Origin of the sequence: Bradyrhizobium oligotrophicum (assembly GCF_051168495.1) — a bacterium.
GTDB lineage: Bacteria > Pseudomonadota > Alphaproteobacteria > Rhizobiales > Xanthobacteraceae > Bradyrhizobium > Bradyrhizobium oligotrophicum_A.
The window spans coordinates 330,176-354,030 of sequence record NZ_JBNPVB010000007.1; the positions used below are offsets into that span (position 1 = coordinate 330,176).

Genomic DNA, 23,855 nt, shown 5'->3' on the forward strand with positions numbered 1-23,855 from the left:
ATGACAGGATCTTCCCGCTACGCAATCTACTACGCGCCGGCGTCCGACAGCGCCCTCGCCGCATTCGGCGCGGACCTTCTCGGCTATGATGCCTGGACCAGCCGTGACCGAGAATTTCCGCGCGAGGTCGTCGATAGCCTGCCGGATTGGTCCGAGCTGACGGCCGATGCCCGCAAATACGGCTTTCACGCCACCCTCAAGGCGCCGTTTCATCTGGCCGACTCGCGGAGCGAGCGCGAGTTGGTCGACGCCTGCGCCGGCTTCGCCGCAGCACCGAAGACAATTCCGGTTATCCGCCCCGTCATGGACGCGATCAGCGGCTTCCTTGCAGTGATTTCCGGCGAGGCCTCGGCGGACCTGCAGAAGCTGGCGGCCGCTTGTGTCGAGGCGTTCGATCCGTATCGTGCACCGATGGATCCCGAGGATCGCGCGCGGCGCAAGCCCGAACTGCTGACGCCGCGCCAGCGCGATCATCTCGACCGCTGGGGCTACCCTTACGTCATGGAGGACTTCCGCTTCCACATGACCTTGACGTGCCGGCTTTCGGACGAGCGACGCGGGCCCGTTCTGACGATGCTGCAGCACCGCTTCGCGGCGCTGCAGCTGACGAGCTTGCCCGTCGACCGGATCGCGCTGTTCCGGCAGCCGAGCCCAGCCAGCCGCTTCAGCATCATCGGCAGCTGGGCGATCGCGGCAAGATAGCGTCGGCCGGCACGGCACGGCGGCGAACCGCGGCGCCAGCAAATCGGAGGCCAGCTACACCGCCTTGGTCAGCGCGCCGTCGATGATGAGGTTCGTTCCCGAGATGCGGCTCGCCAATGGACTTGCCAGCATCACCACGCCGTAGGCCACCTCCTCGGCGGTTCCCATGCGTCCCGTCGGGTTCAGACCCATGGCCGTGTTGAACAGGTCGGGCGATCCGTTCTCGATGTTCTGCCAGATGCCGCCTTCGAAATAGGTGTTCCCCGGGGAAACCGCGTTGACGCGAATGCCCTTGCCGACGAGCTGATGCGCGAGGCCCTTCGCATAGTGGATCAACGCCGCCTTGATCGCGCCATAGGATCCCGCGGCGAAGTCGACCTCGAATCCGGACACGCTGGAGATGATGCAGATCGAGGCCGACTTGGACTTTTCGAGATAAGGCACCGCCGCGGCCACCGCGTTCACCGTGTGCATCATGTCGGTGCGGAAGGACTTTTCCCAAGTCTCGGGCGTATCGCCGACGGCGAGCGCGCTGACATTGCAGACCACGCAATCGACGCCACCGAACTCCTTGGCCGCGCCATCGACCCAGCCCTTGAGCGCGGCGGGATCGGCGACGTCGATCCCCTGCCCCCACGCCTTCACGCCCTTGGCTGTGAGCTTCGCTACGGCCTTGCCGACGGTCTCCGCATCGCGCGCGCAGATCGCGACATTTGCGCTTTCGGCGGCAAACAGTTCGGCGACCGCGAGCCCGATGCCCTTGCTGCCGCCCGTCACCAGCACGCTCTTGCCGGCCAATCCCAAATCCATGATCGTCTCCTTCGTCTCAAGTGTAACGGCGTCAGCCGTGATAGCCGGCGAGCAGGGCCTTGTTGACCTTGCAGATGTAGGTGTATTTCGGATTGACCACCTGGGTGCAGCGCGCCTCGGCGACCTGACCGAGCAGCATGTAGGCCTCGGGCGCCGGGATCTTCCAGTCGTCCTCCAGCCAGTTGATCATCTCCTCGAACGCGATGCGCATCGCATCTTCCAGCGGACGCGCGCAGCCGAGCGTGCAGATGTGCGTCGGCGTCTCGATCCGCGGATGGTTCAGTCGCGCCGGCGCGTTGTCGAGCGACACCTTGACGGTGAGATTCGCCGCGATCTCGATCGCGCCCATGCCGTTGGCTTCGCCATCGCCCTGGATCGCGTGGCAGTCTCCGAGGAAGAGATGCGCGCCGTCCTTGTTGACGCGGAAGAACACCGAATTGCCGGAGGTGATCTCCTGGACATCGAGATTGCCGCCGTGAGGACCGTTGTCGACGGTCAGGACTGCGCCGTGAACGGGGGCCACGCCAGCGACGCCGATCATCGGACGGACGGGGAGGTTCACATGCTCGTTCCACAGCACGTGGCCGTCCTCGACCGCGACGACGCGGGTCTGGATGCCGAACTCCTTGCGCCGGACCCAGTCCGGGAACATGCCGATGCCCGGCCACAGCGCGGTGAAGCCGAGGCGGTCGAGCTCCATGTCGAGAATGTCGAGCCTGAGCATGTCGCCCGCCTTGGCGCCGCGCACCTCGATCGGCCCGGTCGCGCCGTTGACGTAGGGCAGCGTCACGTCGCTCTCGACCAGTTGCTGGCCGAGTGCGCGGATGGTGCCGTCATTGACGTTGATCGCGCACTCGACGACGAAAATCTCGCCGGGATCGACGGTCGCGATGAACGCGTCGTCGCCTGAGAGCGCGTATTTGATGTTACCGGCCTTGCCGATGCGCTTTGGCATGGTCACTCCCTGCATCTCTGGCATCGTTGAATCATCGCAGTTGCCGCCGCCAGGGCATCAGCAGCTGCTCGATTTTGCCGACCGCAAAGGTGAGGATCAACGCCAGCGCGATCGTCGCCACCAAGGCGGCGAACACCTTCGGGATGATGTACAGCGAACCGGCCTTGAAGATGGCATGCCCCAGCCCTTCTGACGACGACATGAACTCGCCGACGATGGCGCCGATCAGGGCGAAGCCGACCGTGAGCTTCAGTCCGGCGAAGATGTCGGCGAGCGAAGCCGGCACCACCAGCTTGCGGAAGATCTGAAGCTTGGACGCGCCCAGCGTCCGGAACAGGTTGATCTGATCAGGATCGACACCGGTCGCGCCCTTGTACGACGTCACCAGCGCCACGATCACGACCGACAGCGTGGACATCGCGACCTTCGAGGTCAGCCCGGTGCCGAACCAGATGATGATGATCGGCGCCAACGCAATGATCGGGATCGAGCCGAGCGCGATCACGAACGGCTCGACGACACGAGACACGAAACGCGAGTACCACAGCGACAGCCCGATCAACGTGCCGATGCAGTTGCCGACGAAGAAGCCGAGCAGCGTCTCCAGACCGGTGACGTAGCTGTCGCGCCAGAGGCTTCCGTCGGTGGCCATCTGCAAGAGGAACTTGGAGATCGCCGAGGGTGAGCCGAACATGAAGGCGGCGGCCTTGTTCTGGCCGGTCGCAGACTCCCAGAACGCAAGGAACGCCGCCAACACCAGCAGCTGTGTCGCAAGCACCGCAACCGTGGTGCGCAGGCGCAGCCATCGCTTCGCCGGCGCTCCTTGCGGGTTGGCTGGCCCTTTGGACGTCGGCGTGACCGCCGACGGCGCTGCGTGGATGTCAGCCGTCATTGCAGCACCACGTCGAGATCGGCCCAGATGCGGCGGACGTAGTCGCTGAAGCCCGGCATCTGCCGCACGGCGATCATGTCGCGGCGCTCGCTGCCCAGCGCGATGTCGTAGACCGCCTTGACCTGCGTCGGCCGCTTCGACAGCACGATCACGCGGTCGGCCAGCGACACCGCCTCCTCGATGTCGTGGGTGATCAGCAGCAGCGAGCGGCGTCCCTGCCGCACCAGGCCCACCGTGTCGTTCTCGATCAGCAACTTGCTCTGGAAATCGAGTGCGGCGAACGGCTCGTCGAGCAGCAGCACATCCGGCTCGTTAACGAGCGTCCGCGCGAGCGCCACGCGCTGACGCATGCCGCCGGACAAGGTCGTCGGGTAGTGATCGGCAAAACCGTGCAGGCCGAGCTGGTCCAACATGGCGCGGCAGCGATCCTCGGCCTGCGCCGCCGGTACGCCGCGGATCTCGAGGCCCAGCATCGTGTTGCCGAGCGCGGTCCGCCACGGCAGCAGCAGGTCCTTCTGCAGCATGTAGCCGACATTCTGCGGCTGGCCCGCGACCTCGCGGCCATGCCAGCGGATGCGGCCGGCATCCGGGCTGAGCAGGCCGCACAGCGTGTTCAGGAGCGTGGTCTTGCCACAGCCGGACGGGCCGACGATGCTGACGATCTCGCCTTCTCTCAACGTCAGGCTGAGATCGCCGATGACCGGCACGATATGGCCGCCGTCGAGTTCGTAGCTCTTGGCGACATGCTCGACGACGAGCGGCGGCACAGGCGCTGCCGCCGCAACGCCTGGCCCGGATCGCATCATGCCGCCGACCTCAGTCATTTGAGACTGGCGATCGCCTTTTCTGCGAACGAGTTGTCGATGATCTGATCGAACGGCACCGAGCCCTTGGCATTGCCGAGATAGACCTGCATCTCCATCAGGTTCGCCCACTGATCCGTCTTGGTGATCACCGACTGCGCCGGAATGAGATATTTCAGCTCGGCATCGATCGCCTTGTCGACGACCTCGCCGGGCAGATCGGGAAACTCCTTGCGCGCGACCTCCTTGGAGAAGGCCGGATCGGCGTAGGTCTTGCGCGAGGCTTCCTCGAACGAGGTCACCAGTGCCTGCACCATCTCCGGATCCTTCTGGATCGTCGTCGGCAGCACCATGATTCCGGTGTTGCAGAACGGGCCGATGTAGTTGGAGAAGTCGAACACGACCTTGGCACCCTGCGCTTCGGCGGCGGACACGCTCGGCTGATAGGCGATGGCGATGTCGGCCTGGCCTGCCAGCATCGCCGCGATCTCGGTGCCGGGATTGACGGGAACGATCGTCGCGTCGACGCCGACCTTCATGCCTGCCTTCTCCAACAGGCGCTTGGCCACGCTATAGTTGGTGTTGGGCTCCGGCGAGGTCACGATCTTCAGGCCCTTGAACCCCTTCGGATCGGTGATCGGCTCCAGCGTCTTCGACACACCGAAATAGTGCGCGCGCTGGACGACCGTGCCGACGACGACGCCGGGGCCGCCATTCTCACGCGAGATCTGCGCCATGGTCGCATCGCCGATGGCGAAGTCCGCCGAGCCGCCGAGCACCGCCGCGAAGGTCTGGGTGTCGCCGCCGGCGGCGCTCACCTGCATATCCAGGCCGTTCTTCTTGAAGATGCCGGCATGCATGCCGACGTAGAGATTGATGTAGCCGAGATTGTGCACGGCCTCGCTGAAGCGGACGGTCTTCAGGCCGGCGGCCGCCGCCCTTCCCGCTCCCAGCAGCGCGGGTGCGCTCAAGCCCGCGGCCAATGCGGCTGAGGTCGCCAGGAAACGACGTCGATCGATGGATGGATTTGCGCTCGCAAATGCTGCCGAGACACGTTCGCTCATGGTGCGGAACTCCTCCCAGGCGTGGAAACTTGGCGAGGAGAGTATGGCCGCGGGTCTCAGCGGCAAGGCGAAATAACAGACGCGATCTGCTGAAAAGCTGACAACACCACGCACGACGCGGCACGCTTTCGCATGCACCCGCCACACTTTGCCGAGCGCTTGTCGCCTTGCTGCCGCTTCCGGCGACGCTGTGGTCAAACGTGCATCGCAACACGCGCGATAATGTCAATTTTGCCACTCAGGACGCACAAAGAAATTGCAGCTGCGGACGTCGAGGCCACGGGCTCCTGCCGCCCGGCGACCAAGGCCGTCACATCAACTCATATTTGTGAATGTCCGCAGCTGCACGCTCCAAATGCGCCGATGCCGCTTCACCCGATTGTCATGAATCGAACGCTGCGCTTCGAAGTCGCGGCGCGCATGGCGATGTCCCGAACGTCGCCTCCGTTCGCATTTGCAGGACAGCCGATTCGACTGTCGCATTTCATACAAATCATTGATGTTGATAGCTAATGGCATATCGCTTGCAATGCACAACACGCCTCGCTATTGCAGCGAAGACATGCCTTGGAGTGCGACATGCTTGGAATTGGAAGTAAGCTGCCTTCGTTCGAAATCGTCGGCGTGAAGCCTGGTTTTCATGTCCAGGAGGAGAAGGGCGAGAGCGCCTTCGAGACGTTGACCGAGAACAGCTTCCCGGGAAAATGGAAGATCATCTTCTTCTATCCGAAAGACTTCACGTTCGTCTGCCCGACGGAGATCGCCGAGTTCGCCCGCCTGGCGAAGGATTTTGCGGATCGTGATGCCGTCGTGCTCGGCGGCTCGACCGACAACGAGTTCTGCAAGCTGGCCTGGCGCCGCGACCACAGGGATCTGCACAAGCTGCCGATCTGGCAGTTCGCCGACACCAAGGGCTCCCTGGTCGACGGCCTCGGTGTCCGCTCGCCGGATGGCGTCGCCTACCGCTATACGTTCATCGTCGATCCCGACAACACGATCCAGCACGTCTATGCGACCAACCTCAACGTCGGCCGCGCTCCGAAGGACACGCTGCGCGTGCTCGACGCGCTGCAGACCGACGAGCTCTGCCCGTGCAACCGCGAGGTCGGCGGCGAGACCCTGAAGGTCGCCTGATCATGTCGATCGAGCAGCTGAAGGACCAGATCCCGGACTTCGCCAAGGACGTCAGGCTCAATCTGTCGTCCATGGCGTCCGACGAGACCCTGTCTGCACAGGCCAAATACGGCCTGTTCGTCGCCTGCGCGATTGCCACGCGAAATCCGACGGTCACGGCGGCCCTCGAATCGGTCGCAGCCGCGCATCTGTCGCCGGCGGCCCTGGCGGCAGCGAAGTCGGCTGCCGCGATCATGGCCATGAACAACGTCTACTACCGGTTTGTGCACCTTGCTTCCAACAAGGAGTACGCCACGATGCCGGCCCGGTTGCGGATGAACGTCATCGCCAATCCCGGCGTCGACAAGGCGGATTTCGAGCTGTGGTCGCTCGCCGTGTCCGCGATCAATGGCTGCGGCACCTGCATCGACTCGCATGAGAAGGTCCTGCAGGATGCGGGCGTCCCCACCGCTTCGATCCAGACCGCCGTGCGCTTCGCCGCCATCATCCAGTCCGTCGCCGTCGCGATCGAGGCCGCCGGCGTGACCGTCGCCCTGGCGGCAGAATAAAACGATCGGATCTGTGAATGCGGCCGGCTTTGTCCGGCCGCATTTGCTTTTCGAGGTCTCGCGCAAGAGTTGTATCCAGCCTGCAACCGCGCCTGCAACTAGCAGCATATTCAAGCCTTTGGAGTCGCGGAAGAGTCGGGAACCCGACGGCCTCCAGATACTCCAGCGTATGCCTCCGCAGCGGATCGAGGCCACCCGCGGTCTCGCGCATTGCGAGCATTCACCGATATGGCCGGCCGGAAATTTCCATCAAATAGCCTTACCTGCTCACGCTTCCCGCCAAGAAAATTGATCAGCTTGAGGGCCAAGCAACATCGAATGTGACCGGGGCGCGCGAAAACGGAGGCGCCTGTGTCGGAAGGAAACCGGACCTGTCAGTCTCGACGGAAGCGTTGGTGCATTCCCTCCGATCCCGCAGCATGCGATCCTCGGCCGGACCGCGCGCGCCTGACGCCCTGAATCTCTCTCCCACGATCCGTTCGTCGGAGACAGGAGGCTAGTGATGAGTGCTCCAGTACAGAACGACCCGGCAAAGCCGGCGCCGCCTTGGGCCAGTGAGGAGCTTCGCAAATATGCGCCGCGCCGGCATCAGGTTGACGCTGCGCCGGCGCTCGACGACGTGCCGGGGGACGGCGCCCCTCTGCCGCTCCATCTGATTGCCAGGCCCGGTTTGCTTCCGGTGCGGCCGGCCGTCGTCGATCTCGATGATGAGGAGGCGCGCCGTGTCTGGAGCGCGAAGCTCGATCCGGTCGTGATGCCGCTGCCGCCGGAAGATACGGACAAGGCGCCCCGCCTCGGCGGCCTCATCAAGATCGGCGCCGCGGTCGGCATCGCTGCATCGATTGCCATGATGGTCGCCAACATGCTCCCCTTCGACAATGGTGCAGCGATACCCGGCAGCAAGAGCCAGATCATGCCGGCCACGGTGCTGGAGAGCCTCGCCCAGATCGACCCGGCGGAAGCCAAGATCGCCCAGGATGATCCGCCGCAAACGGTCGCCCTGCTCGTGGCCCCGAGCAACACCGACAGTGCCACCAGAGCCTGGCCGTCGGCTCCCTCATCGGCCGCGACCGCCGCCGCATCGCCGGCGGTCTCGAATTCGCCTGCGGCGCTCCCAGCCACGCCGTCCCGCCCGATCATTCCCCTGCCGAGAGATGAGGTCGACACGCTGATGAAGCGTGGACGCGATCTGCTCGCGGCCGGCGATGTCGCCAGCGCACGCCTGATCCTGACTCGGCTGTCCGATGCAGGAATCGCCGACGCCTCGCTGCTATTGGCGCGCACCTATGACCCGACCGAACTGACGAAGTCGCGTCTTCTCGGCGCCGTCCCGGACGCCGCCAAGGCCCGCACCTGGTACCTCAGGGCTGCAGAGCAAGGATCGCCGGAGGCCAACCGCCGCATCTCCGCGGCGCGCTGACACGTCGGACCCGGAGCGATTGGAACGGCGCGCCAGCCCCACTCGTCGGGCACACGTTCATCCCGACCCCTGCGCTCGTGCGATCTGCACCTGCACGTCGCAGGGGCGCGCGAGGTAGGGCGCGGACGTGACCAGCACATCGGCGCCTGCCGCGGCATAGGCCGCGGCGTTCTGGGCGTTGACGCCACCGGCAGCAGCAATGATGGGCCGGACCTGCAACGTGGCCACGGTCTTGATCCGATCCACCAGCGCCGCGATGTCGGCCGGAGCAAACTTTTCGGCCTGGATGACGTCGAAGCCGGCCGCGGCGGCGGCCAGCGCCTGCTCGATGGACGTAACCTCGATGACCAGCCGCTTCTCCCGAGCGATGCAGCGCAACCGCGTGACGACGTCCGCGAGCGGGATGTCACCGAGAAATGCCCGATGTTCGGGAAAGACGAGGATGGTCTCGGACAGGCCGAGCCGGTGCATCACGGCGCCGCCCGCCTTGACGGCCGCGACCGCAAACTGCTTCGCTCCCGGAACGTTCTTGCGCGTGCAAGCCACCGCAATGCCCGGTGTCACCGCGCGCGCTGCCTCCACGATCGCCGCCGCCTCGGTGGCGACGCCGGACCAGATCTCGATGAGCGTTTGCGCCACCTTCCAGCTGCGCAGCAGACTGGCGGCAGGGCCCTGCGCCCGCAGGATCGGCGCGCCCTTCTCCAGCACCGCGCCGCTGCCGGCGAGCAGCTCGACACGGGCGCCCGCCAGTTCGATCAGTGCGGCGGCATCCTCGGACAGCGCCAACACCATCCGGTCGCGCGCGGTAAATAGCATTTGCCCAGCCTCGGTCCCAATTCCGAGCGCCTCTGTCGTCAGGTCGCCATAGGGGACGTCGTCGCGGAGCAGAATCTCCAGATCATGCTTGGTGGCGGTGGTCGGCACGCGCGACATCTCCTCTTTGTCCGAAGGCGATATTCTCGATATATCTACGGCCCGCCGCCCGCCCTCGATCGCCGGACCACCATGGCCCGCACGACTGGGCGCGATGACGGCAGCTACCCGAGGCCAACGCATGACGCCGCACGATAATCCCGACCCGGCAGAGCTCGATCCACCTCGTCTCGCCGCCATCCTCTATGGACCGGGCGATGATGCCGATGTCCTGCTGGACGACTTTGTCCAGGGGCTCCTGCAACGCGGCGTGCGCGTCGGCGGCATCGTTCAGCGCAACACGCGCGACGAGATCGGCAAGAAGAGTGGAATGGACGTCATCGACCTGACCAATGGCGACACCATCTCGATCTGCCAGGACCTCGGCAGCGGATCCACCGCCTGCAAGCTGGATGCGGCGGGCCTTGCCGAAGCCGGCATGGCCGTTCATCGCGCCATCGCGGCGCATGCCGACCTCATCGTGATCAACAAGTTCTCCAAGCAGGAAGCCTCCGGAAGCGGGCTGCGCGACGAGCTGGCTGAGGCGATCACGTCCGGGATTCCGGTGCTGACGGCCGTGCCGCAGAAATGCATCGCGGACTGGCGGACGTTTACCGGAGACCTCGGCACTCTGCTGCCGCCCTCACGGCCGGCCATGGATGCCTGGTGGCTAGACCTGAGTTCGCGCCGCCCGCCGTTCGGCTGACACGCCCGGCGACCCGGCGCCGCAGTCCTATTTTCCGATCATCACATCCGACGACTTGATCACGGCCGAGACGCTGTCGCCGACGGCGAGCCCGAGCTCCTCCACCGCCTCGTTGGTGATCGCCGAGAAGACGGTCAGTCCCGGCGCCAGCTCGACCTTGACATGGGCGGTCGTCGCGCCCTTGGCGACAGAGACGACTTTTCCCGGCAAAACGTTCCGTGCGCTCAGCTTCACGTGCGGCTCCTCATGCGTTGCAGCCCTGTTGCTGCACCCGGATGAAACCAGAGCCGTCGCCGCAATTCAATGACCTATATCAAAAACGATATAGCATGAAGGCGGCTGCGGCGGCCGTTGATGTGCGACGGCACGCCGCCAAGCGTCTGGAGCAGGATATCAGCCGAACTTGAACAGCACGCCGTAGCCGCCGCGCGGATAGCTCCATTCGATATCACCGCTGGGCTCGCCGATCACGCGGCAGGTGCCGCATTCGATACAGCCGTCGACCGTGATCTCGACCTGGCCCGAATCGTTCAGCTCATAGCACCGCGCCGGACACGCCTTCAGCAGCGCCTTCAGCTGCGGGCTCGGCGTGGTGTGCGGACGGACCTTGATATGGGCCCGGCCGGGATCGACCTGATAGCGATTGTAGAACAGCTTGTCTTCGACCCGTACAGCGACATCCGTGCTCATGACCGATCTCCCTTGGCCCAAAATTGCTTCGTTCACTTCAGCTCTCAGCGCCACGCCCGCGCAAAGCGGAACGCATCGCCGAACAGGCCCGTCCAGGACCTTGCGCTCACGAACGAGCGCAGGGTGCTGCTCTCCTTCTCCTTCTTCGGCGTGCCGTCGACGCGCACGAAGTTCTGCATCGCCTTGGAGACGAGCTGCGGATAGGTCAGGAAGAAGTTCTGCGACTGGTTGTGCAGCAGCGCCGGCATGTCCTTGTACTTCTTCAGATCCTTGATGACGAAGGAGTCCTCCAGCATCTTCTTGTAGAGCAGGAGGTTCGCCTTGGTCATCGGATCGCGGCGCGACTTCACCTGGAAGATCGCCTCGGCCGCGATGCGGCCCGAGGTCATCGCCAGGTTCGAGCCCTCGCGGTGGATCGCATTGTTGAGCTGGGCGGCATCGCCGACCACGACCCAGCCGTCGCCGCACAGCTCCGGGATCGCGTTGTAGCCACCCTCGGGGATCAGATGCGCCGAATACTCCTTCACTTCAGAGCCTTCGATGAGTGGCGCGACCGACGGATGCTTCTTGAAGTTCTCGAGCAGGCCGTAGGGCGTCTCGCCGGTCTTCTGGAAGTCGGAGACGAGACAGCCGATGCCGAGCGAGATACACTCCTTGTTGGAGTAGATGAAGCCCATGCCGGTCATGCCGCGGGAGATCGTGCCCGCCGCCTCGATGACGGCGCCTTCGTCGCCCTTGAGGTTGAAGCGCGCCTCGATCGTCTCGCGCGGCAGGAAATGCATCTCCTTGACCGCAAGCGCGACGTTCTCCGGCTTCGGCCGCTCGCGCAGGCCCGCGCGGGTGCCGAGCAGGCCGTTGACGCCCTCGGCCAGCACGACGACGTCGGCGTGGATCTCACCATCGCGACGGTCCGTCTTGACGCCGATGACCTTGCCATAGGCGTCCTGCGCCAGCTCGGTCACCGTCGTCTCGCACAGCACGGTCGCACCCGCTTCCTTGACCTTGGACGAGAACCATTTGTCGAACTGGGCGCGGATGATAGTGTAGCGGTTCGGCTTTTCCTCGTTGAAGTCGTCCGACTTGTAGTGCAGGCCGACATGCGACTTGTCGTCGAGCATCCAGAAGCGCTGCTCCACCAGATGCCGCTCCAGCGGCGCCTCCTCGCGGAACTCCGGGATCAGCTTCTCCAGCATGTCGGCGTAGAGGATCGCGCCCTGCACGTTCTTCGAGCCGGAATACTCGCCGCGCTCGAGCTGCAGCACCTTCATGCCGCGCTTGGCCATGGTCAGCGCGGCAGCATTGCCGGCCATGCCGGCGCCCACGACGATCGCGTCGAACCGTTCCTCGATCATTGCCCTGCTCCCTCTCTGGTGCCTAGCTTGCGATGCGGTCGCGCGAATGCGGCGACAGACGTGCGCGGAATGCCTCGGTGAGCGCCGGCAGCAGCCGGATCGCGTCGGTGACGATGCCGACATGCGCGAACTCGAAGATCGGCGCGTTCTTGTCGGTGTTGATGGCGACGATCAGGTCTGCACCCTCGACGCCCACCCGATGCTGGATCGCGCCGGAGATGCCGGCGGCGATGTAGAGCTTGGGCCGGATGGTCTTGCCGGTCTGGCCGATCTGTCGGTCCGAGGTGACCCAGCCCTTCTGCACCAGCGGCCGCGAGCAGCCGAACTCGGCGCCGAGCACCGCCGCGAGACCCTTGACGAGCTGAAAATTCTCCGGCGAGCCGAGCCCGAGACCGCCGGCCACGACGACGTCGGCGTAAGCGAGATTGGACTTGGCGGAGTCGCGATCCGGAATGAAGGACAGCACCTTGGTGACGATGTCCTCCTCGACCAGACCGAGCCTGTGCTCGATGATGCGCGTGGCGGGCTTCTCGACCCGCTCCGGCATCGGCATCACGCGCGGGCGAACCGTCGCCATCTGCGGCCGGTAGTTCAACGTGTAGATCGTGCACAGCAGAGAGCCGCCGAAGGTCGGACGCGTTGCCGCCAACGAGCCGTCGGCATCGACGTCGAGCTCGGTGCAGTCGGCGGTCAAGCCGGTGAGCAAGGTGGTCGCCACGGAGCCGGCGAGATCGCGGCCGAGCGTGGTGGCGCCGAGCAGCAGGATCTCCGGCTTGAAGGTGTTGACGACGTCGGTCAGCGCCTTGGTATAGGCCTCGTTGCGATAGTCGGTCAGAACGTCATCGGCGACGATGTAGGCGAGATCGGCGCCGTAGCAGAACGACTCTGCGGCCGCATGCTGAACGGCTTCGCCGGGCGGGCCGATGACGACGGCCGCAAGATCGACCTTCAGCTTGTCGGCGAGCTTGCGTCCCGCGCCCATCAGCTCCCACGAGACCGAATGAACCTGGCCGCGCTCCTGCTCGATGAACACCCAGACGTGCTTATAGGCCTTGAAATGCTCCGGCAGCTCCTTTTTGGTCGCGGCGCGACCGGCTGCGGCAGGCGGTGCTTTGGTGGGTTCGCTCATGGTCGTCGTCCCGTTGATCCGAAAGAAGCCCGATGTCTGACACCGATGTCAGATGGCGAAGTCAGAAGCCGTGCGCCGATGTGATGAGCTCGGCTTCGAGCTTTGGCTGGCGCTTGAACAGTTCCTCGATCAGAGCCTCCGCCGGTGGGCGCGCCGAGAAGTCGACGAACGTCGCCTTCTCCGCTCGCGCCGACGGCGCAAACACGCGCTTCACGATCGTCGGCGAGCCCTTCAGGCCGCATTTCGAGATGTCATCGACGCCCGCTTCCTTCGCACTCCAGGTGACGATCTGCGCGCGCGCGGCGCGCAGCGCGTCGGCCATCGCGCCGCGGCGGATTTCATTGGTCGCCTCCAGCATCGTGACCAGGCACGGCAGCCTGGTCTTGAGCACCTGCACACCGCCTTCCGAGCGGCGCTCGGCTTCGATGGTGCGCGCGACCGGATCGACCTCATTGATCTTCGCTACATAGGTCAGCTGCAGCAGCCCAAGCCGCTTGGCGATCCCCGGACCGACCTGCGCGGTGTCGCCGTCGATCGTCTGCTTGCCGGTGAACACGATGTCGGGCGCGCCGAAAGTCTCGCTGATCTTGCGGATGGCCGTCGCCAGCGCGTAGGTGGTCGCCAGCGTATCGGCGCCGGCGAAGAAGCGATCCGTCAGCAGCACGGCGCGATCGGCCCCATAGGTCAGCGCCCGGCGCAGCGAGTCCTCGGCGGACGGCGGCCCCATGGTCAGCACGGTCACCTCGCCGCCGAACTTGTCGCGCAGCTGCAGCGCAGCCTCGAGCGCGAACAGGTCGTAGGGATTGATGATGGTCGGCACACCCTGGCGCATGATGGTGTTGGTCACCGGATGAACACGGATCTGCGCGGAGTCCGGGACCTGCTTGATGCAGACGACGATATGCATGCGATCACTCCGGGTGTGTGGGCCTTGCGATGAGGACAGCAATTGTCGTACCAGTTTCGGTCGCAACTATTATCTACGCTGTTTCAACGCCTTGGCGCGTGAACCTGATTTGTTGCCGAGGACTCCCGCGAGACGTCCGACACGTCGCAAGCACCACGCGTCGGGAATACGACAGGAGCTTGAAAGCGGTTGCCTTTAAAAGCAGAAGCGCCGCCGGAGGGAGCCGGCGGCGCTTGAAGGTAAGATCATCAGTTCGTGTATTACTTCAGCGTCGTGAGCGACACGAACGGCTTCGGTGCAGGCTTGGGCGGCGCCACCGCATCCTTCAGCACCTTGAAGACGCGCTGATCGAGCGGCGTCGAGACGGTGAAGTCCTGATAGGCCTGTTCCAGGAACGACTTGCAGCGGGCTGCGACATCCTCGTTGGACACGTCCGAAAAGTCCTCGCTGACGAGATACTGGCCCATCCGCCTGAGGATATGCAGCCGGCAGACATTGAGCACCTTGGGATCGTAGTCGACGTCCAGCAGCTTGAAGAACTCTTCGGCCGCGGACGTCTGCTTCAGCTGATCCAGAACATTTGGGGTTGCCGCAGTCATTGCTTCGCTCCTTGGGTCAGAATCGGATCAACCTCGCAAGCCCTGGTCGGCGCTGGAGGCGGCGGTCCCTGGCGCACCTTCTGCCGGATATGCGCGAGCTGCGCTTCCAGGAAGTCGATGCGGTCGAGCATCACCGACAGCGCTTCGCCGACCGGATCGGGCATCAGATGATGATCGAGATCGATGCGTCCGACGGTGCGGCGGTGCGTGAACTCCGGCCGCACCACCTTGGCCGGGATGCCCACCACGGTGACATCCGGCGGCGTGCTCTGGATGACCACGGAGTTGGCCCCGACGCGGGTACGCGGCCCGATCGTGATCGGCCCGAGGATCTTTGCGCCGGCACCGACGACGACGCCATTGTCGAGCGTCGGATGCCGCTTGCCCGGCGACCACGAGGTGCCGCCCAGGGTGACACCGTGATACAGCGTGACGTCGTCGCCGACCTCGGCGGTCTCGCCGATCACGACGCAGGCGCCATGGTCGATGAAGAAGCGGCGGCCGATCTCGGCGCCCGGATGAATGTCGACATTCGACAGGAAGCGCCCGAGCCAGGACAGCAGCCGCGCCGGAAAACGCCAGCCGCGAATCCATAGGCGGTGCGCGAAGCGATGCCAGATCAGCGCGTGGATGCCGGGATAGGTCAGCAGGGTCTCGATCTCGCTGCGGGCGGCCGGATCGCGCGAGCGGACGCAACCGATGTCCTCGCGGATCAGGCGGAGCAGCGAAGGCGTGGCCGCCTCGGCGGCGATGGGCTTGGCAATCGGCGTCTGCACGATGTCGCTCATGATCAGGCAAAGCTCGCGAGCGGATGATCACACACGTCGCGCCAGATGGCGGCGACCGCCTCCTTCGGCACAGGTCCCTTGTGGGCGACCGCATGCTTGCGCACGCGCGCCAAAATGCGCTGGGCCTGGTCGGCGCTCGCCGGAAGGCAGAGATCCGACAGCAGCGAGGTGATCGCCGACAGGCCGGAGTGCTTGCCGATCACGATGCGGTTAGAGCGGCCGAACAGCATCGGATCAAGCGCCTGGTAGGTGCGCTGGTCCTTCAGCAGGCCGTCGACGTGAATGCCCGATTCATGCGTGAACACGTGCTCGCCGACGATCGCCTTGTTAAGCGGAATGGCGCGCGCGGCCGCAGCGGCGACGACGTTCGCGACGTGGTCCAGCTCGGCCAACACGATTCCCGTCTCGCGCCGGTACAGCTGCTGCAGGGCGACAGCCACCTCCTCCAGCGGCGCGTTCCCTGCCCGCTCGCCGAGGCCGATCACCGTGACCGATGCATGCGTCGCCCCGGCCTTGATCGCCGCCAGCGTGTTGGCGGTGGCAAGCCCAAGATCGTCATGGCCGTGAAACTCGATCTCCAGGTCGGTGGTCGCGCGCAACGCACCGACGAGCGCGAACGTCGCGTCGGGATCGAGCACGCTCAGGGTATCCGCCACGCGGAAACGACGCGCGCCGAGCGCCTTCGCGGTCGCGATCACCTCGGCCAGGAAGCCGACATCGGCGCGCGAGGAATCCTCGCCGCCGACGGCGACGGCCAATCCGCGGCTCCGCGCATAGCCGACGACACGCTTGAGCAGCTCCAGCGCGGCGCTGCGGCCGCCGCCGAGCTTGGCGGCGATCTGGACGTCCGATGTCGGGATGGAGACATTCACCATCGACACGCCGGCGGCGATCGCAGCGTCGACGTCCGCCTCGCGCATTCGGCACCAGCCGATGATGGTCGCCGGCAGACCGGCTTCGACGATGGCCCGGATGGCGGCGATCTCGTCGGCGCCCATCGCCGGCGTGCCCGCCTCGATCTCCGGGACGCCGGCCCGCGCCAGCGCGCGGGCGATCGCGACCTTTTCTCCGAGCGCGAAGGCGACGCCCGGCGCCTGCTCGCCGTCGCGGAGCGTGGTGTCGTTGAGGATGACCCGGGGCATCGAGCCCCCCGAGACGATGCTCCCGTGGGATGATCGGGCATCTCGGGCATTCCTGGGCCCGCGCTGTCCGGAGACGTCAGGCATTCACTTGCTCCGTCGCAACCTGTGACGGCCGCCAGAAGCATGACGCTCGATCGCGGCCTGCAGGTTACTCAGCAACGGCCATGCCACCGCCCGGCCAGGCGCTAATCAATTGAATAGTCGTCATTTTCAGCCATCGCTCGGATTGTCGGATTCGTAACAGGGTCGGAAATCCAACGTGGAGGATGCGGGAGTGCGCGCAGCATCGCGGCTGCGGCGGCCGGCCGATCAGGCGTGACGCTTGCGGCGGAGGTGGATGACGACGTCGATCCGCTCCATGGCGTAGCCCGGCAGCGGCTCGGGCCGCTGGTCGAAAACGACATGCCCGGGCACGTCGACCAGTTCGCCTTCGTCCTCGTAGAAGAAATGCGGATGCACGGTCGTGTTGGTGTCGAAGAACGACCGGGAGCCATCGACCCCGATCTGCCTCAACAGTCCGAGCTCCACGAACTGATTGAGCGTATTGTAGATCGTGGCCTGTGAAATCTTCATGCCGGTCGCGACCGCCTCGGCATAGAGCACGTCGGCCGTGATGTGACGATCGCCATTGCCGAACAGGATGCGGCCCAGTTGCTGGCGCTGCTGGGTCGGACGGAGCCCTGCCTCGCGCAGCGCATCCGCGCACCGGCGCATCAGCGTCTCGCCCGCCTCACAGGTCTCCGCGGCAGGGCACCGCCCACCATCGGCGTTGCAGGGGGATCCGGGCTGAGCTTCCATCAACATCGTGGCAGTCCTCGAACTCACATCGCGGCGCCGGCCGCCTCCTGCAGCGCGACCTCGCGGCGCCGCTCGGCCATCCGGCTCTCGCCGCTCTCCTCACCGAAACAAAGCTGAAAGTCATTGCACTGGGTGCAGACCGGCGTCGTGCACATCACGAAGCCATCGTCCTCGCACAGCATGCGGTAGAAGAAGCGCTTCCAACGCATGTTTCGGGTATTGCGGCTCGCCAGCGGCGCGAAGTGGCGCAGCAGCAGCCGCGACAGCTCCGAGCGCTCACGCAGGCCCAGATCTTCCCAGAGGTGATTGGGCTCCATCGCGCGGCGCGCCACCATGGCCGCGAGCCAGCGGCTGACGTCGCCATCGGTGGAGCGCTGCGCCGCGAGCAGATCGCGCAACATCGCAATCTCGTCGTCATCGGGCGCCGCCGAGACCCCGTTGACCGGCAGCCAGGACGAATCGATCGACGCGGCGGGAAACAGCTGCGCCAGCAGCGCAATCAGTTCGACCGTGGAAAGGCCCGCGCGTTCGGCCAGCGCGCCATGCTCCATGGCCGACACGGCCAGGACCGACGCGATCACGTGCCGGTCGAAGCTGGCATCGTCGTCGAACGCCGCGTCGTCGGGATCGACACCCGTCAGCAGGCGGTAGATCCCGCGACCATGATTCCGCTTGTCGTCTTCGAAGGCGCGGTCGTGCGGCGGCGGTTGCAGGCCTGCAGCGGCGGATTGCGAGATATCGACGATTGCGATTGCCATGGCGCGATCCCCTGCTGCCTGCGGATGGACGTCCGAAGAGGTACCGGCCTTCCGACGGGAGGAAGGCCGGTACCAAGACTGCTTAAGCCGTTGCGGCGAGTTCGGCGGCAGTCTTTCCGATCTGGCTCTCGTCCACCGCCTTCATGATGCCGTGCTCCATCAGCATGTCCTCGAGCTCGTCCATCGTGATCGGCGTCGGGATGATGCCCTTGCCGGCGTTGCCGTGGATCTTGGTCGCCAGGTTACGGTAGTGGTTGGCCTGGACCGACTCGGGCGCGTATTCGAGCACGGTCATGCGGCGCAGCTCGGCGTGCTGCACGATGTTGTCGCGCGGCACGAAGTAGATCAGCTGGGTGCCGAGCTTCTTGGCGAGAGCTTCCGCCAGCTCCAGCTCCTTGTCGGTCTGGCGCTCGTTGCAGACCAGGCCGCCGAGGCGCACGCCGCCGGAGTTCGCATATTTCAGAATGCCCTTGGAGATGTTGTTGGCGGCATACATCGCCATCATCTCGCCGGACATCACGATGTAGATCTCCTGCGCCTTGTTCTCGCGGATCGGCATCGCGAAGCCGCCGCAGACCACGTCGCCGAGCACGTCGTAGGACACGTAGTCGATGTCCTCATAGGCGCCGTTCTCTTCCAGGAAGTTGATCGAGGTGATGACGCCGCGGCCTGCGCAGCCGACGCCCGGCTCCGGACCGCCGGACTCGACGCAACGGATGTCGCGATAGCCGACCTTCATCACCTCTTCGATCTCGAGGTCCTCGACGCTGCCCGCGGCAGCGGCCAGGCTGAGGATGGTGTCCTGCGCCTTGGCGTGCAGGATCAGGCGGGTCGAATCCGCCTTCGGGTCGCAGCCGACGATCAGGATCCGATGACCCATCTCGGCCAGCGCGGCCAGGGTGTTTTGCGACGTCGTCGACTTGCCGATGCCGCCTTTGCCGTAGAATGCGATTTGTCGCAGCGATGCCATTCTGCTCTCCATCAACCGATTGCCAATGTCGCGCCCGCGTGTCGCGTGGCGTGACCGCGTCCTCTCATGTGTCCGAACCGGCAGACGGGTTGTTGGGAAGGAGAGCATCGCTCGTCCGAAGCGTCGGCGTGCACTCAGCCCTCAACCATTGCCTGGCAAGCGGTTTTGCAACGGCTGTGCCAGCACCCGCGAGGCACGAAAATGGTCATGTTTTGAAGGAGATGAAGAGCGATCCGCAGACGATCGCGGCGTGTTGCAAACCCGACATCGGAACGCTTCGCAAGATCCGATGACGCGCCGCACTGTCCGAAACGACACAACGAAGCCGCTTTCCAGCGGCTCAAGGGCCCGGAACGAGATTTGCTAGATCATCCTTCGCAGCCTTGCGGCAGAGACTTGAGGAGGATGCGATGCAGATCGGAGTTGAAACGGCGAAAGCGGTGGACCAGCGGCGGGTGTTCGTGATCGATGACGACGAGATCACCCGCGCGGCGCTGCAGTTCATGTTGCACGACGAGATCGAGACACACGAGCTCGCCACACCAGAGGAAGCCTACGAGAAGGGCGTCGATTGGCTCGCACCGAACGTGGTGCTGCTCGGCGTCTCGTTCCTGAAGCAGCGGGGACCCGACCTGGTCCGCGAGATCCTGGCGAAGTTCAAGGGCGTGCGAATCCTGATCGTGACCGCCAAGACTGATGAGGCTGTCGCGATCGAGGGGCTGAAAGCCGGCGCGCATGGCGCGGTCGTCAAGCCGCTCACCATCGAGTCGGTGCGCAAGAAGGTCGACACCATTCTCGGCCGCGCCGGCGGGGCGCAACTGGTCCAGCTCGGCGGTCTCTGACGTGACGACAATCGTCTTCTACGAGAAGCCGGGTTGCGGCACCAACGCGCGTCAGAAGCTGATGCTGACGCGCGCCGGTCATGAGGTCGTTGCGAGAAACCTCTTGACCGAACCATGGACCGGCGAGCGGCTGCGTGCGTATTTCGCGGATACGCCCGTCTGGTCCTGGTTCAATCCGGCCTCGCCCCGCGTCAAGTCGGGCGAGATCGAGCCGGAGGCCATCGAAGCTGTCGCGGCGATCGATCTGATGCTGGAAGATCCGCTACTGATCCGCCGGCCCTTGATCGAAGCCGACGGCCAATGCTGTGCCGGCTTCGACCGCGAGCCCGTGCTGTCGCTGCTCCAGCGAGACGATGATCTCGACGGTGTTCAGGGCTGCACACGCCCCGATCCATCGACACCGTGCCCGGAGCCGCGCTGAGCGGCTCCGGTGTTGTCGTCTTAGCGCTTCAGCACCATCACCAGACGGTCGACGCGCTTGCCCTGCTTGAAATGGGATTCGACGATCTCGTCGATATCCTCCGGCTTGGTCGGCCGGTACCAGATGCCGTCGGGATAGACCACCATCATCGGCCCGGCGCTGCAGAAGCCGAAGCAGCCGGCGGCGGTGACGCCGATGTCCGTCAGCCGCTGTGCTTCGATGGTCTTCGTCAGCCGGTCCCACAGCGGCTGCACGCCGAGCGCACCGCAGCTGCCGCGCGGATGGCTGGGCGGACGCTGCGTCAGGCAGACGAAGGCGTGATATTTGTAGAGTTGCGGAATCTCGAAATCGTCATCCGCCTCCGCGATATCCGTCTCGCTCATGACGCCGGCGCCTTGATGCCCTTGTCGGCCAGCAGGGTCGCGAGCTCGCCCGCCTGGAACATCTCGCGCACGATGTCGCAGCCGCCGACGAACTCGCCCTTGACATAGAGCTGCGGAATGGTCGGCCAGTTCGAGAATTCCTTGATGCCTTCGCGGATGAAGGGATCGGCCAGCACGTTGACGCCCTCGAAGGGCACATCGAGCTTGGCCAGGATCTGCGCCACGGCCGCGGAGAAGCCGCATTGCGGCGCCGCCGGCACGCCCTTCATGAAGAGAACGATATCATTGCTGTCGATCAGCTTCTGAATGCGTTCGGATGTCGACATTGACTTGATCCTTTCATCCCTGGATGCGACCGATCGATCCGGGAGCACCGGTCATTTCGGCAATGATGTCTCGAGTGCCAGCGCATGCAGAACGCCGCCCATCTGGCCTTTGAGGGCCGAATAGACCATCTGATGCTGCTGCACCCGGCTCTTCCCGGCGAAAGCCTGTGAGGTGACGCGCGCCGAATAGTGGTCGCCATCGCCGGCCAGGTCCTCGATCACGACGACTGCATCCGGGAACGCCTCCTTGATCAGACGTTCGATATCAGTTGCTGCCATCGCCATCGCATGCACTCCCGCTGGATTGATGGTGGCGTCATGCAAGCTCCGAACCAGTCATTTGCACGTCACAATCGCCGGCGCGTCGGCGTTCGACAGCTTGTCTGCGCCAAAACAAACCCTGGACACGTCGACTTTGCGACATCAGCGCGCGGGCACCGCCGCGCCGACGTTGAAAATGCAACATCGGCCCCGTCTTTGACCCGCCTGGCCCCCGCGATGGCTTCTGCTGCGTCTGCGTAAAAACGGTCCGCGTCTTGCAATGATTTGATCGAGGTCAATGCAGATGCTCGAACTCGTCAGCGAACCCGACACCATCAACTTCGGCAACCTGCCCGAAGAGATCGATGCGCTGTTGCAGCAGGGCGTGGCGGCCTACCGGCGCGATCACGCGCGTGCCGACCGGCTGTTCCGCCAGGCGCTGGCGGCGGCTCCGCACGAGCTGCCGACCTATTTCTGCCTCTACAAGATTCACACCTATCAGGGCCATCTCGACGAGGCCAAGGCGGTGGCGGAGCAAGGCCTCGCCGAGGCCGCGCGTCAGGCCGGCTGGTCCTGCGAATGGCGGCAATGGGTGCCGCACGATCCGCTGCCCGACGGCGCCGGCCGCTTCGCGCTCTACACGCTGAAGGCGCTGTCCTTCATCCATCTTCGCAAGAACGATCCTGACAGTGCCGCCGAGATGCTCGCCGCGCTGCGCCGACTCGATCCGACCGGCGCGGTCGGATGGCCGGTCGTCGCCGCTCTCGCCGACGGGCTCGGCTCGGAGTGAGGCACAGCCATGCATGATCCGCAGCGCAATATGGACACGACTCCGATCGATCATCCCCCGGTGCGAACCAGGACCATGAGAGGAACCAACGCATGATGACCATGCACGCCGCGCCCCCTCCTTCCCCGGCGCAGAGCGCCGTATCGACCGGCTCGCAGGACGCCGCCGAAAGCGTGATCGCCGCGTTGCGGACGGTCTATGACCCGGAGATTCCGGTCAACGTCTACGACCTCGGCCTGGTCTACCGGATCGCGCATGCCGGCGGCGGTGCGGTCGAGATCGACATGACCTTGACGGCGCCCGGCTGTCCGGTGGCGAGCGAGATCGTCCGCATGGTCGAGGATGCCGTGCAGGCCGTCGACGGCGTCACGTCGGTGAAGGTGACGCTGGTGTTCGAGCCGCCGTGGGACAAGTCCCGGATGTCCGAAGAGACCGCCCTCGAGCTGGGCTTGTTGTAACCCGCGGCCGCCTTTGGGACTGATCAAACCCTGGGGCTGATCGAACAGAGACAGGAGCATCGCATGCCGACCGAAAGCATGATCAGGCTGACCGCCAACGACGGACACACGTTCCAGGCCTTCCGCGCCGACCCCGCCGACACACCGAAGGGCGCCATCGTCGTCCTGCCCGACGGCGGGGCCGCCGCCGGCAAGCTGCGCAAGGTCGCCGATGCCTTCGCAGCCAGCGGCTATGTCGTGATCGCGCCGGAGCTCTCCGCTCCCACAACGACCGAAGCGGCGGCTGACGGCGAGCCGGCCGCAGCGGTGCAGGATCCGGCGGCGCCCTTGCTCGCCGAGATCCAGTCCACGGTCGACAGCGTCAAGGAATGCGGCAAGGTCGCCGTGGTCGGCTTCGGCGCCGGCGGCGGCCTCGCCTATGACGCGGCCAACCGCGTGTCAGGGCTGGCGTGCGCGGTGAGCTACTACGCGACCGGCGTGGTCGATGCGGCCGGCGCCAAGCGCAGGGTCCCGACGCTGCTGCATTTCGGCGAGGCCGACCCGGTGGTGCCGTTCACCGCGGTCAGCATGTTCCGCGCCTACCATCCCGAGGTCAGCGCGTTCTCCTATCCTGGCGCGGCGCATGATTTCGACGGCGACGGTGAGACCCGAGACGAGGCCGCGGCCGCGCTCGCGCATGAGCGGACGCTCGCCTGGATCTCGCAATATGTCGTCGGCCAGCCGCCAATCGCGCTGAAGAACGCCGGCGCCTACGCGCTCGCCAAGGTCGACAAGAAAAAGAAGAAGAAAGCCGACGACGACATGGGTCCGCCGGCTGACTGACAACCCGATGGAGCGAGAGCGCCGCGATGCTGCCGACCACCATCCTGATCGACGAGCGGCCGCGCTGTGTCGTGCGGCCCAACGACACCAAGGATCTCAACCGCTTCATCCGCAACGGCAAGCCGTTTCTGCTCGCCGAGAATCCGGACGGCAGGATCACTCATCGCAACGCCAGCGACACCGAGATGGCGCAGTGGCAGAACGCCTTGGCCCTGCACCGCGCCTGGGGCGGTGACGACGAGAATTTTTTCGGCGTGCCGTTGTATTAATTGGGACCCGTAGGTGCGTAGGGTGGGCAAAGGCGCCGCCGACGTGCATTAATTTGCTCCGCTGGTAGCTCGCCGTGCCCACCATTCCGACTGGTGTCGCAGGCGAGACCGTGGTGGGCACGCTTCGCTTTGGTAGAGTCGAGGAGAGGCGCGGTGACTTGAGGCCAGCGGCCATCGTTCCGTTTCCTCTCCCCGCTCATCGAA

Annotated in this window: 31 protein-coding genes; 11 read left to right on the top strand and 20 right to left on the bottom strand. The window is 65.1% G+C overall.

What is annotated here, in order from left to right; translation table 11 throughout:
• Entirely contained in the window at window positions 1–702 is a 702-nt protein-coding gene (locus ACQR1B_RS16635) for a DUF1045 domain-containing protein (protein ID WP_434832591.1), read from the top strand.
• A gap of 54 nt (window positions 703–756) precedes the next feature.
• On the opposite strand, the gene ACQR1B_RS16640 is transcribed toward ACQR1B_RS16635, so the two are convergent.
• Genes ACQR1B_RS16640 through ACQR1B_RS16660 form a run of 5 tightly spaced genes read right to left on the bottom strand, consistent with a single transcriptional unit; the run spans window position 757 to window position 5,226 of the window.
• Window positions 757–1,512: an SDR family NAD(P)-dependent oxidoreductase gene (locus tag ACQR1B_RS16640; protein WP_434832592.1), complete on the bottom strand. Its 756-nt coding sequence runs from the start codon at window positions 1,510–1,512 to the stop codon at window positions 757–759.
• 31 nt (window positions 1,513–1,543) lie between these two features.
• Window positions 1,544–2,467: an acetamidase/formamidase family protein gene (locus tag ACQR1B_RS16645; RefSeq protein ID WP_434832593.1), complete on the bottom strand. Its 924-nt coding sequence runs from the start codon at window positions 2,465–2,467 to the stop codon at window positions 1,544–1,546.
• 31 nt (window positions 2,468–2,498) lie between these two features.
• Entirely contained in the window at window positions 2,499–3,359 is an 861-nt protein-coding gene (locus ACQR1B_RS16650) for an ABC transporter permease (RefSeq protein ID WP_434832594.1), read from the bottom strand.
• Window positions 3,356–4,162 (bottom strand): ABC transporter ATP-binding protein, encoded by an 807-nt coding sequence (locus ACQR1B_RS16655; RefSeq protein ID WP_434832637.1) that lies wholly within the window; start codon window positions 4,160–4,162, stop codon window positions 3,356–3,358. The genes ACQR1B_RS16650 and ACQR1B_RS16655 overlap by 4 nt, the downstream gene beginning before the upstream one ends.
• Window positions 4,163–4,179: 17 nt before the next feature.
• Window positions 4,180–5,226 carry an ABC transporter substrate-binding protein gene (locus ACQR1B_RS16660; RefSeq protein ID WP_434832595.1) on the bottom strand — a complete coding sequence of 349 codons (1,047 nt, stop codon included), beginning with the start codon at window positions 5,224–5,226 and terminating at the stop codon, window positions 4,180–4,182.
• 579 nt (window positions 5,227–5,805) lie between these two features.
• Here ACQR1B_RS16660 and ACQR1B_RS16665 point away from each other — a divergent pair.
• The 3 genes from ACQR1B_RS16665 to ACQR1B_RS16675 all read left to right on the top strand — a co-directional run bounded on the left by ACQR1B_RS16665 (window position 5,806) and on the right by ACQR1B_RS16675 (window position 8,328).
• Window positions 5,806–6,360, top strand: a complete 555-nt coding sequence (locus ACQR1B_RS16665; protein WP_434832596.1) for a peroxiredoxin — start codon at window positions 5,806–5,808, stop codon at window positions 6,358–6,360.
• A 2-nt stretch (window positions 6,361–6,362) separates the two neighbouring features.
• Window positions 6,363–6,908 carry a carboxymuconolactone decarboxylase family protein gene (locus tag ACQR1B_RS16670; RefSeq protein WP_434832597.1) on the top strand — a complete coding sequence of 182 codons (546 nt, stop codon included), beginning with the start codon at window positions 6,363–6,365 and terminating at the stop codon, window positions 6,906–6,908.
• 502 nt (window positions 6,909–7,410) lie between these two features.
• Window positions 7,411–8,328 carry a sel1 repeat family protein gene (locus ACQR1B_RS16675; RefSeq protein WP_434832598.1) on the top strand — a complete coding sequence of 306 codons (918 nt, stop codon included), beginning with the start codon at window positions 7,411–7,413 and terminating at the stop codon, window positions 8,326–8,328.
• 57 nt (window positions 8,329–8,385) lie between these two features.
• On the opposite strand, the gene modD is transcribed toward ACQR1B_RS16675, so the two are convergent.
• Window positions 8,386–9,252, bottom strand: a complete 867-nt coding sequence (gene modD / locus ACQR1B_RS16680; protein ID WP_434832599.1) for a ModD protein — start codon at window positions 9,250–9,252, stop codon at window positions 8,386–8,388.
• 130 nt (window positions 9,253–9,382) lie between these two features.
• Here modD and ACQR1B_RS16685 point away from each other — a divergent pair, with 130 nt between their 5' ends.
• The gene (locus tag ACQR1B_RS16685; protein WP_434832638.1) at window positions 9,383–9,946 is read left to right on the top strand and encodes a DUF2478 domain-containing protein; all 564 of its coding nucleotides are present in this window, start codon (window positions 9,383–9,385) and stop codon (window positions 9,944–9,946) included.
• A gap of 27 nt (window positions 9,947–9,973) precedes the next feature.
• Here ACQR1B_RS16685 and ACQR1B_RS16690 read toward each other — a convergent pair whose 3' ends face one another.
• The 11 genes from ACQR1B_RS16690 to nifH form a co-directional block, all read right to left on the bottom strand.
• Window positions 9,974–10,180 carry a TOBE domain-containing protein gene (locus tag ACQR1B_RS16690; RefSeq protein WP_434832600.1) on the bottom strand — a complete coding sequence of 69 codons (207 nt, stop codon included), beginning with the start codon at window positions 10,178–10,180 and terminating at the stop codon, window positions 9,974–9,976.
• Window positions 10,181–10,339: 159 nt separating this feature from the next.
• Window positions 10,340–10,636 (bottom strand): ferredoxin family protein, encoded by a 297-nt coding sequence (locus tag ACQR1B_RS16695; RefSeq protein ID WP_434832601.1) that lies wholly within the window; start codon window positions 10,634–10,636, stop codon window positions 10,340–10,342.
• 44 nt (window positions 10,637–10,680) lie between these two features.
• Window positions 10,681–11,988, bottom strand: coding sequence for an FAD-dependent oxidoreductase (locus ACQR1B_RS16700; RefSeq protein ID WP_434832602.1), 1,308 nt, complete (start codon window positions 11,986–11,988; stop codon window positions 10,681–10,683).
• 22 nt (window positions 11,989–12,010) lie between these two features.
• Window positions 12,011–13,117, bottom strand: a complete 1,107-nt coding sequence (locus ACQR1B_RS16705) for an electron transfer flavoprotein subunit alpha/FixB family protein (RefSeq protein WP_434832603.1) — start codon at window positions 13,115–13,117, stop codon at window positions 12,011–12,013.
• A 61-nt stretch (window positions 13,118–13,178) separates the two neighbouring features.
• Window positions 13,179–14,024, bottom strand: coding sequence for an electron transfer flavoprotein subunit beta/FixA family protein (locus ACQR1B_RS16710; RefSeq protein WP_434832604.1), 846 nt, complete (start codon window positions 14,022–14,024; stop codon window positions 13,179–13,181).
• 260 nt (window positions 14,025–14,284) lie between these two features.
• Window positions 14,285–14,623 (bottom strand): nitrogenase stabilizing/protective protein NifW, encoded by a 339-nt coding sequence (gene nifW, locus ACQR1B_RS16715; protein WP_434832605.1) that lies wholly within the window; start codon window positions 14,621–14,623, stop codon window positions 14,285–14,287.
• Window positions 14,620–15,411: a serine O-acetyltransferase gene (gene cysE / locus ACQR1B_RS16720; RefSeq protein WP_434832606.1), complete on the bottom strand. Its 792-nt coding sequence runs from the start codon at window positions 15,409–15,411 to the stop codon at window positions 14,620–14,622. The genes nifW and cysE overlap by 4 nt, the downstream gene beginning before the upstream one ends.
• 2 nt (window positions 15,412–15,413) lie before the next feature.
• Window positions 15,414–16,553, bottom strand: coding sequence for a homocitrate synthase (gene nifV, locus ACQR1B_RS16725; RefSeq protein ID WP_434832607.1), 1,140 nt, complete (start codon window positions 16,551–16,553; stop codon window positions 15,414–15,416).
• Window positions 16,554–16,862: 309 nt separating this feature from the next.
• Window positions 16,863–17,357, bottom strand: coding sequence for an iron response transcriptional regulator IrrA (gene irrA, locus ACQR1B_RS16730; protein ID WP_434832608.1), 495 nt, complete (start codon window positions 17,355–17,357; stop codon window positions 16,863–16,865).
• Window positions 17,358–17,374: 17 nt separating this feature from the next.
• Entirely contained in the window at window positions 17,375–18,109 is a 735-nt protein-coding gene (locus ACQR1B_RS16735; protein ID WP_434832609.1) for a nitrogen fixation protein NifQ, read from the bottom strand.
• Window positions 18,110–18,191: 82 nt separating this feature from the next.
• Window positions 18,192–19,079 carry a nitrogenase iron protein gene (gene nifH, locus ACQR1B_RS16740; RefSeq protein ID WP_012045780.1) on the bottom strand — a complete coding sequence of 296 codons (888 nt, stop codon included), beginning with the start codon at window positions 19,077–19,079 and terminating at the stop codon, window positions 18,192–18,194.
• Between the two features lie 410 nt (window positions 19,080–19,489).
• Here nifH and ACQR1B_RS16745 point away from each other — a divergent pair, with 410 nt between their 5' ends.
• On the top strand, window positions 19,490–19,921 hold the full coding sequence (locus ACQR1B_RS16745; protein ID WP_284423628.1) for a response regulator transcription factor: 432 nt from the start codon (window positions 19,490–19,492) through the stop codon (window positions 19,919–19,921).
• 1 nt (window position 19,922) lies between these two features.
• Complete coding sequence (locus tag ACQR1B_RS16750) at window positions 19,923–20,342, top strand: ArsC/Spx/MgsR family protein (RefSeq protein WP_434832610.1); 420 nt, start codon at window positions 19,923–19,925, stop codon at window positions 20,340–20,342.
• A gap of 20 nt (window positions 20,343–20,362) precedes the next feature.
• Here ACQR1B_RS16750 and ACQR1B_RS16755 read toward each other — a convergent pair whose 3' ends face one another.
• The 3 genes from ACQR1B_RS16755 to ACQR1B_RS16765 are packed head-to-tail and all read right to left on the bottom strand — an operon-like array spanning window position 20,363 to window position 21,336.
• Window positions 20,363–20,725, bottom strand: coding sequence for a (2Fe-2S) ferredoxin domain-containing protein (locus tag ACQR1B_RS16755; protein ID WP_434832611.1), 363 nt, complete (start codon window positions 20,723–20,725; stop codon window positions 20,363–20,365).
• On the bottom strand, window positions 20,722–21,051 hold the full coding sequence (gene grxD / locus ACQR1B_RS16760; protein WP_434832612.1) for a Grx4 family monothiol glutaredoxin: 330 nt from the start codon (window positions 21,049–21,051) through the stop codon (window positions 20,722–20,724). The genes ACQR1B_RS16755 and grxD overlap by 4 nt, the downstream gene beginning before the upstream one ends.
• Before the next feature lie 51 nt (window positions 21,052–21,102).
• Window positions 21,103–21,336, bottom strand: coding sequence for a BolA/IbaG family iron-sulfur metabolism protein (locus ACQR1B_RS16765; RefSeq protein ID WP_006609694.1), 234 nt, complete (start codon window positions 21,334–21,336; stop codon window positions 21,103–21,105).
• 274 nt (window positions 21,337–21,610) lie between these two features.
• On the opposite strand from ACQR1B_RS16765, the gene ACQR1B_RS16770 reads away from it, so the two are divergent.
• The 4 genes from ACQR1B_RS16770 to ACQR1B_RS16785 all read left to right on the top strand — a co-directional run bounded on the left by ACQR1B_RS16770 (window position 21,611) and on the right by ACQR1B_RS16785 (window position 23,651).
• Window positions 21,611–22,102: a tetratricopeptide repeat protein gene (locus ACQR1B_RS16770; protein ID WP_434832613.1), complete on the top strand. Its 492-nt coding sequence runs from the start codon at window positions 21,611–21,613 to the stop codon at window positions 22,100–22,102.
• 95 nt (window positions 22,103–22,197) lie between these two features.
• Window positions 22,198–22,560: an iron-sulfur cluster assembly protein gene (locus tag ACQR1B_RS16775; protein ID WP_284423635.1), complete on the top strand. Its 363-nt coding sequence runs from the start codon at window positions 22,198–22,200 to the stop codon at window positions 22,558–22,560.
• A gap of 63 nt (window positions 22,561–22,623) precedes the next feature.
• Window positions 22,624–23,382: a dienelactone hydrolase family protein gene (locus tag ACQR1B_RS16780; protein WP_434832614.1), complete on the top strand. Its 759-nt coding sequence runs from the start codon at window positions 22,624–22,626 to the stop codon at window positions 23,380–23,382.
• A 26-nt stretch (window positions 23,383–23,408) separates the two neighbouring features.
• Complete coding sequence (locus tag ACQR1B_RS16785) at window positions 23,409–23,651, top strand: hypothetical protein (RefSeq protein WP_284423621.1); 243 nt, start codon at window positions 23,409–23,411, stop codon at window positions 23,649–23,651.
• The last annotated feature ends 204 nt before the right edge of the window (window positions 23,652–23,855 follow it).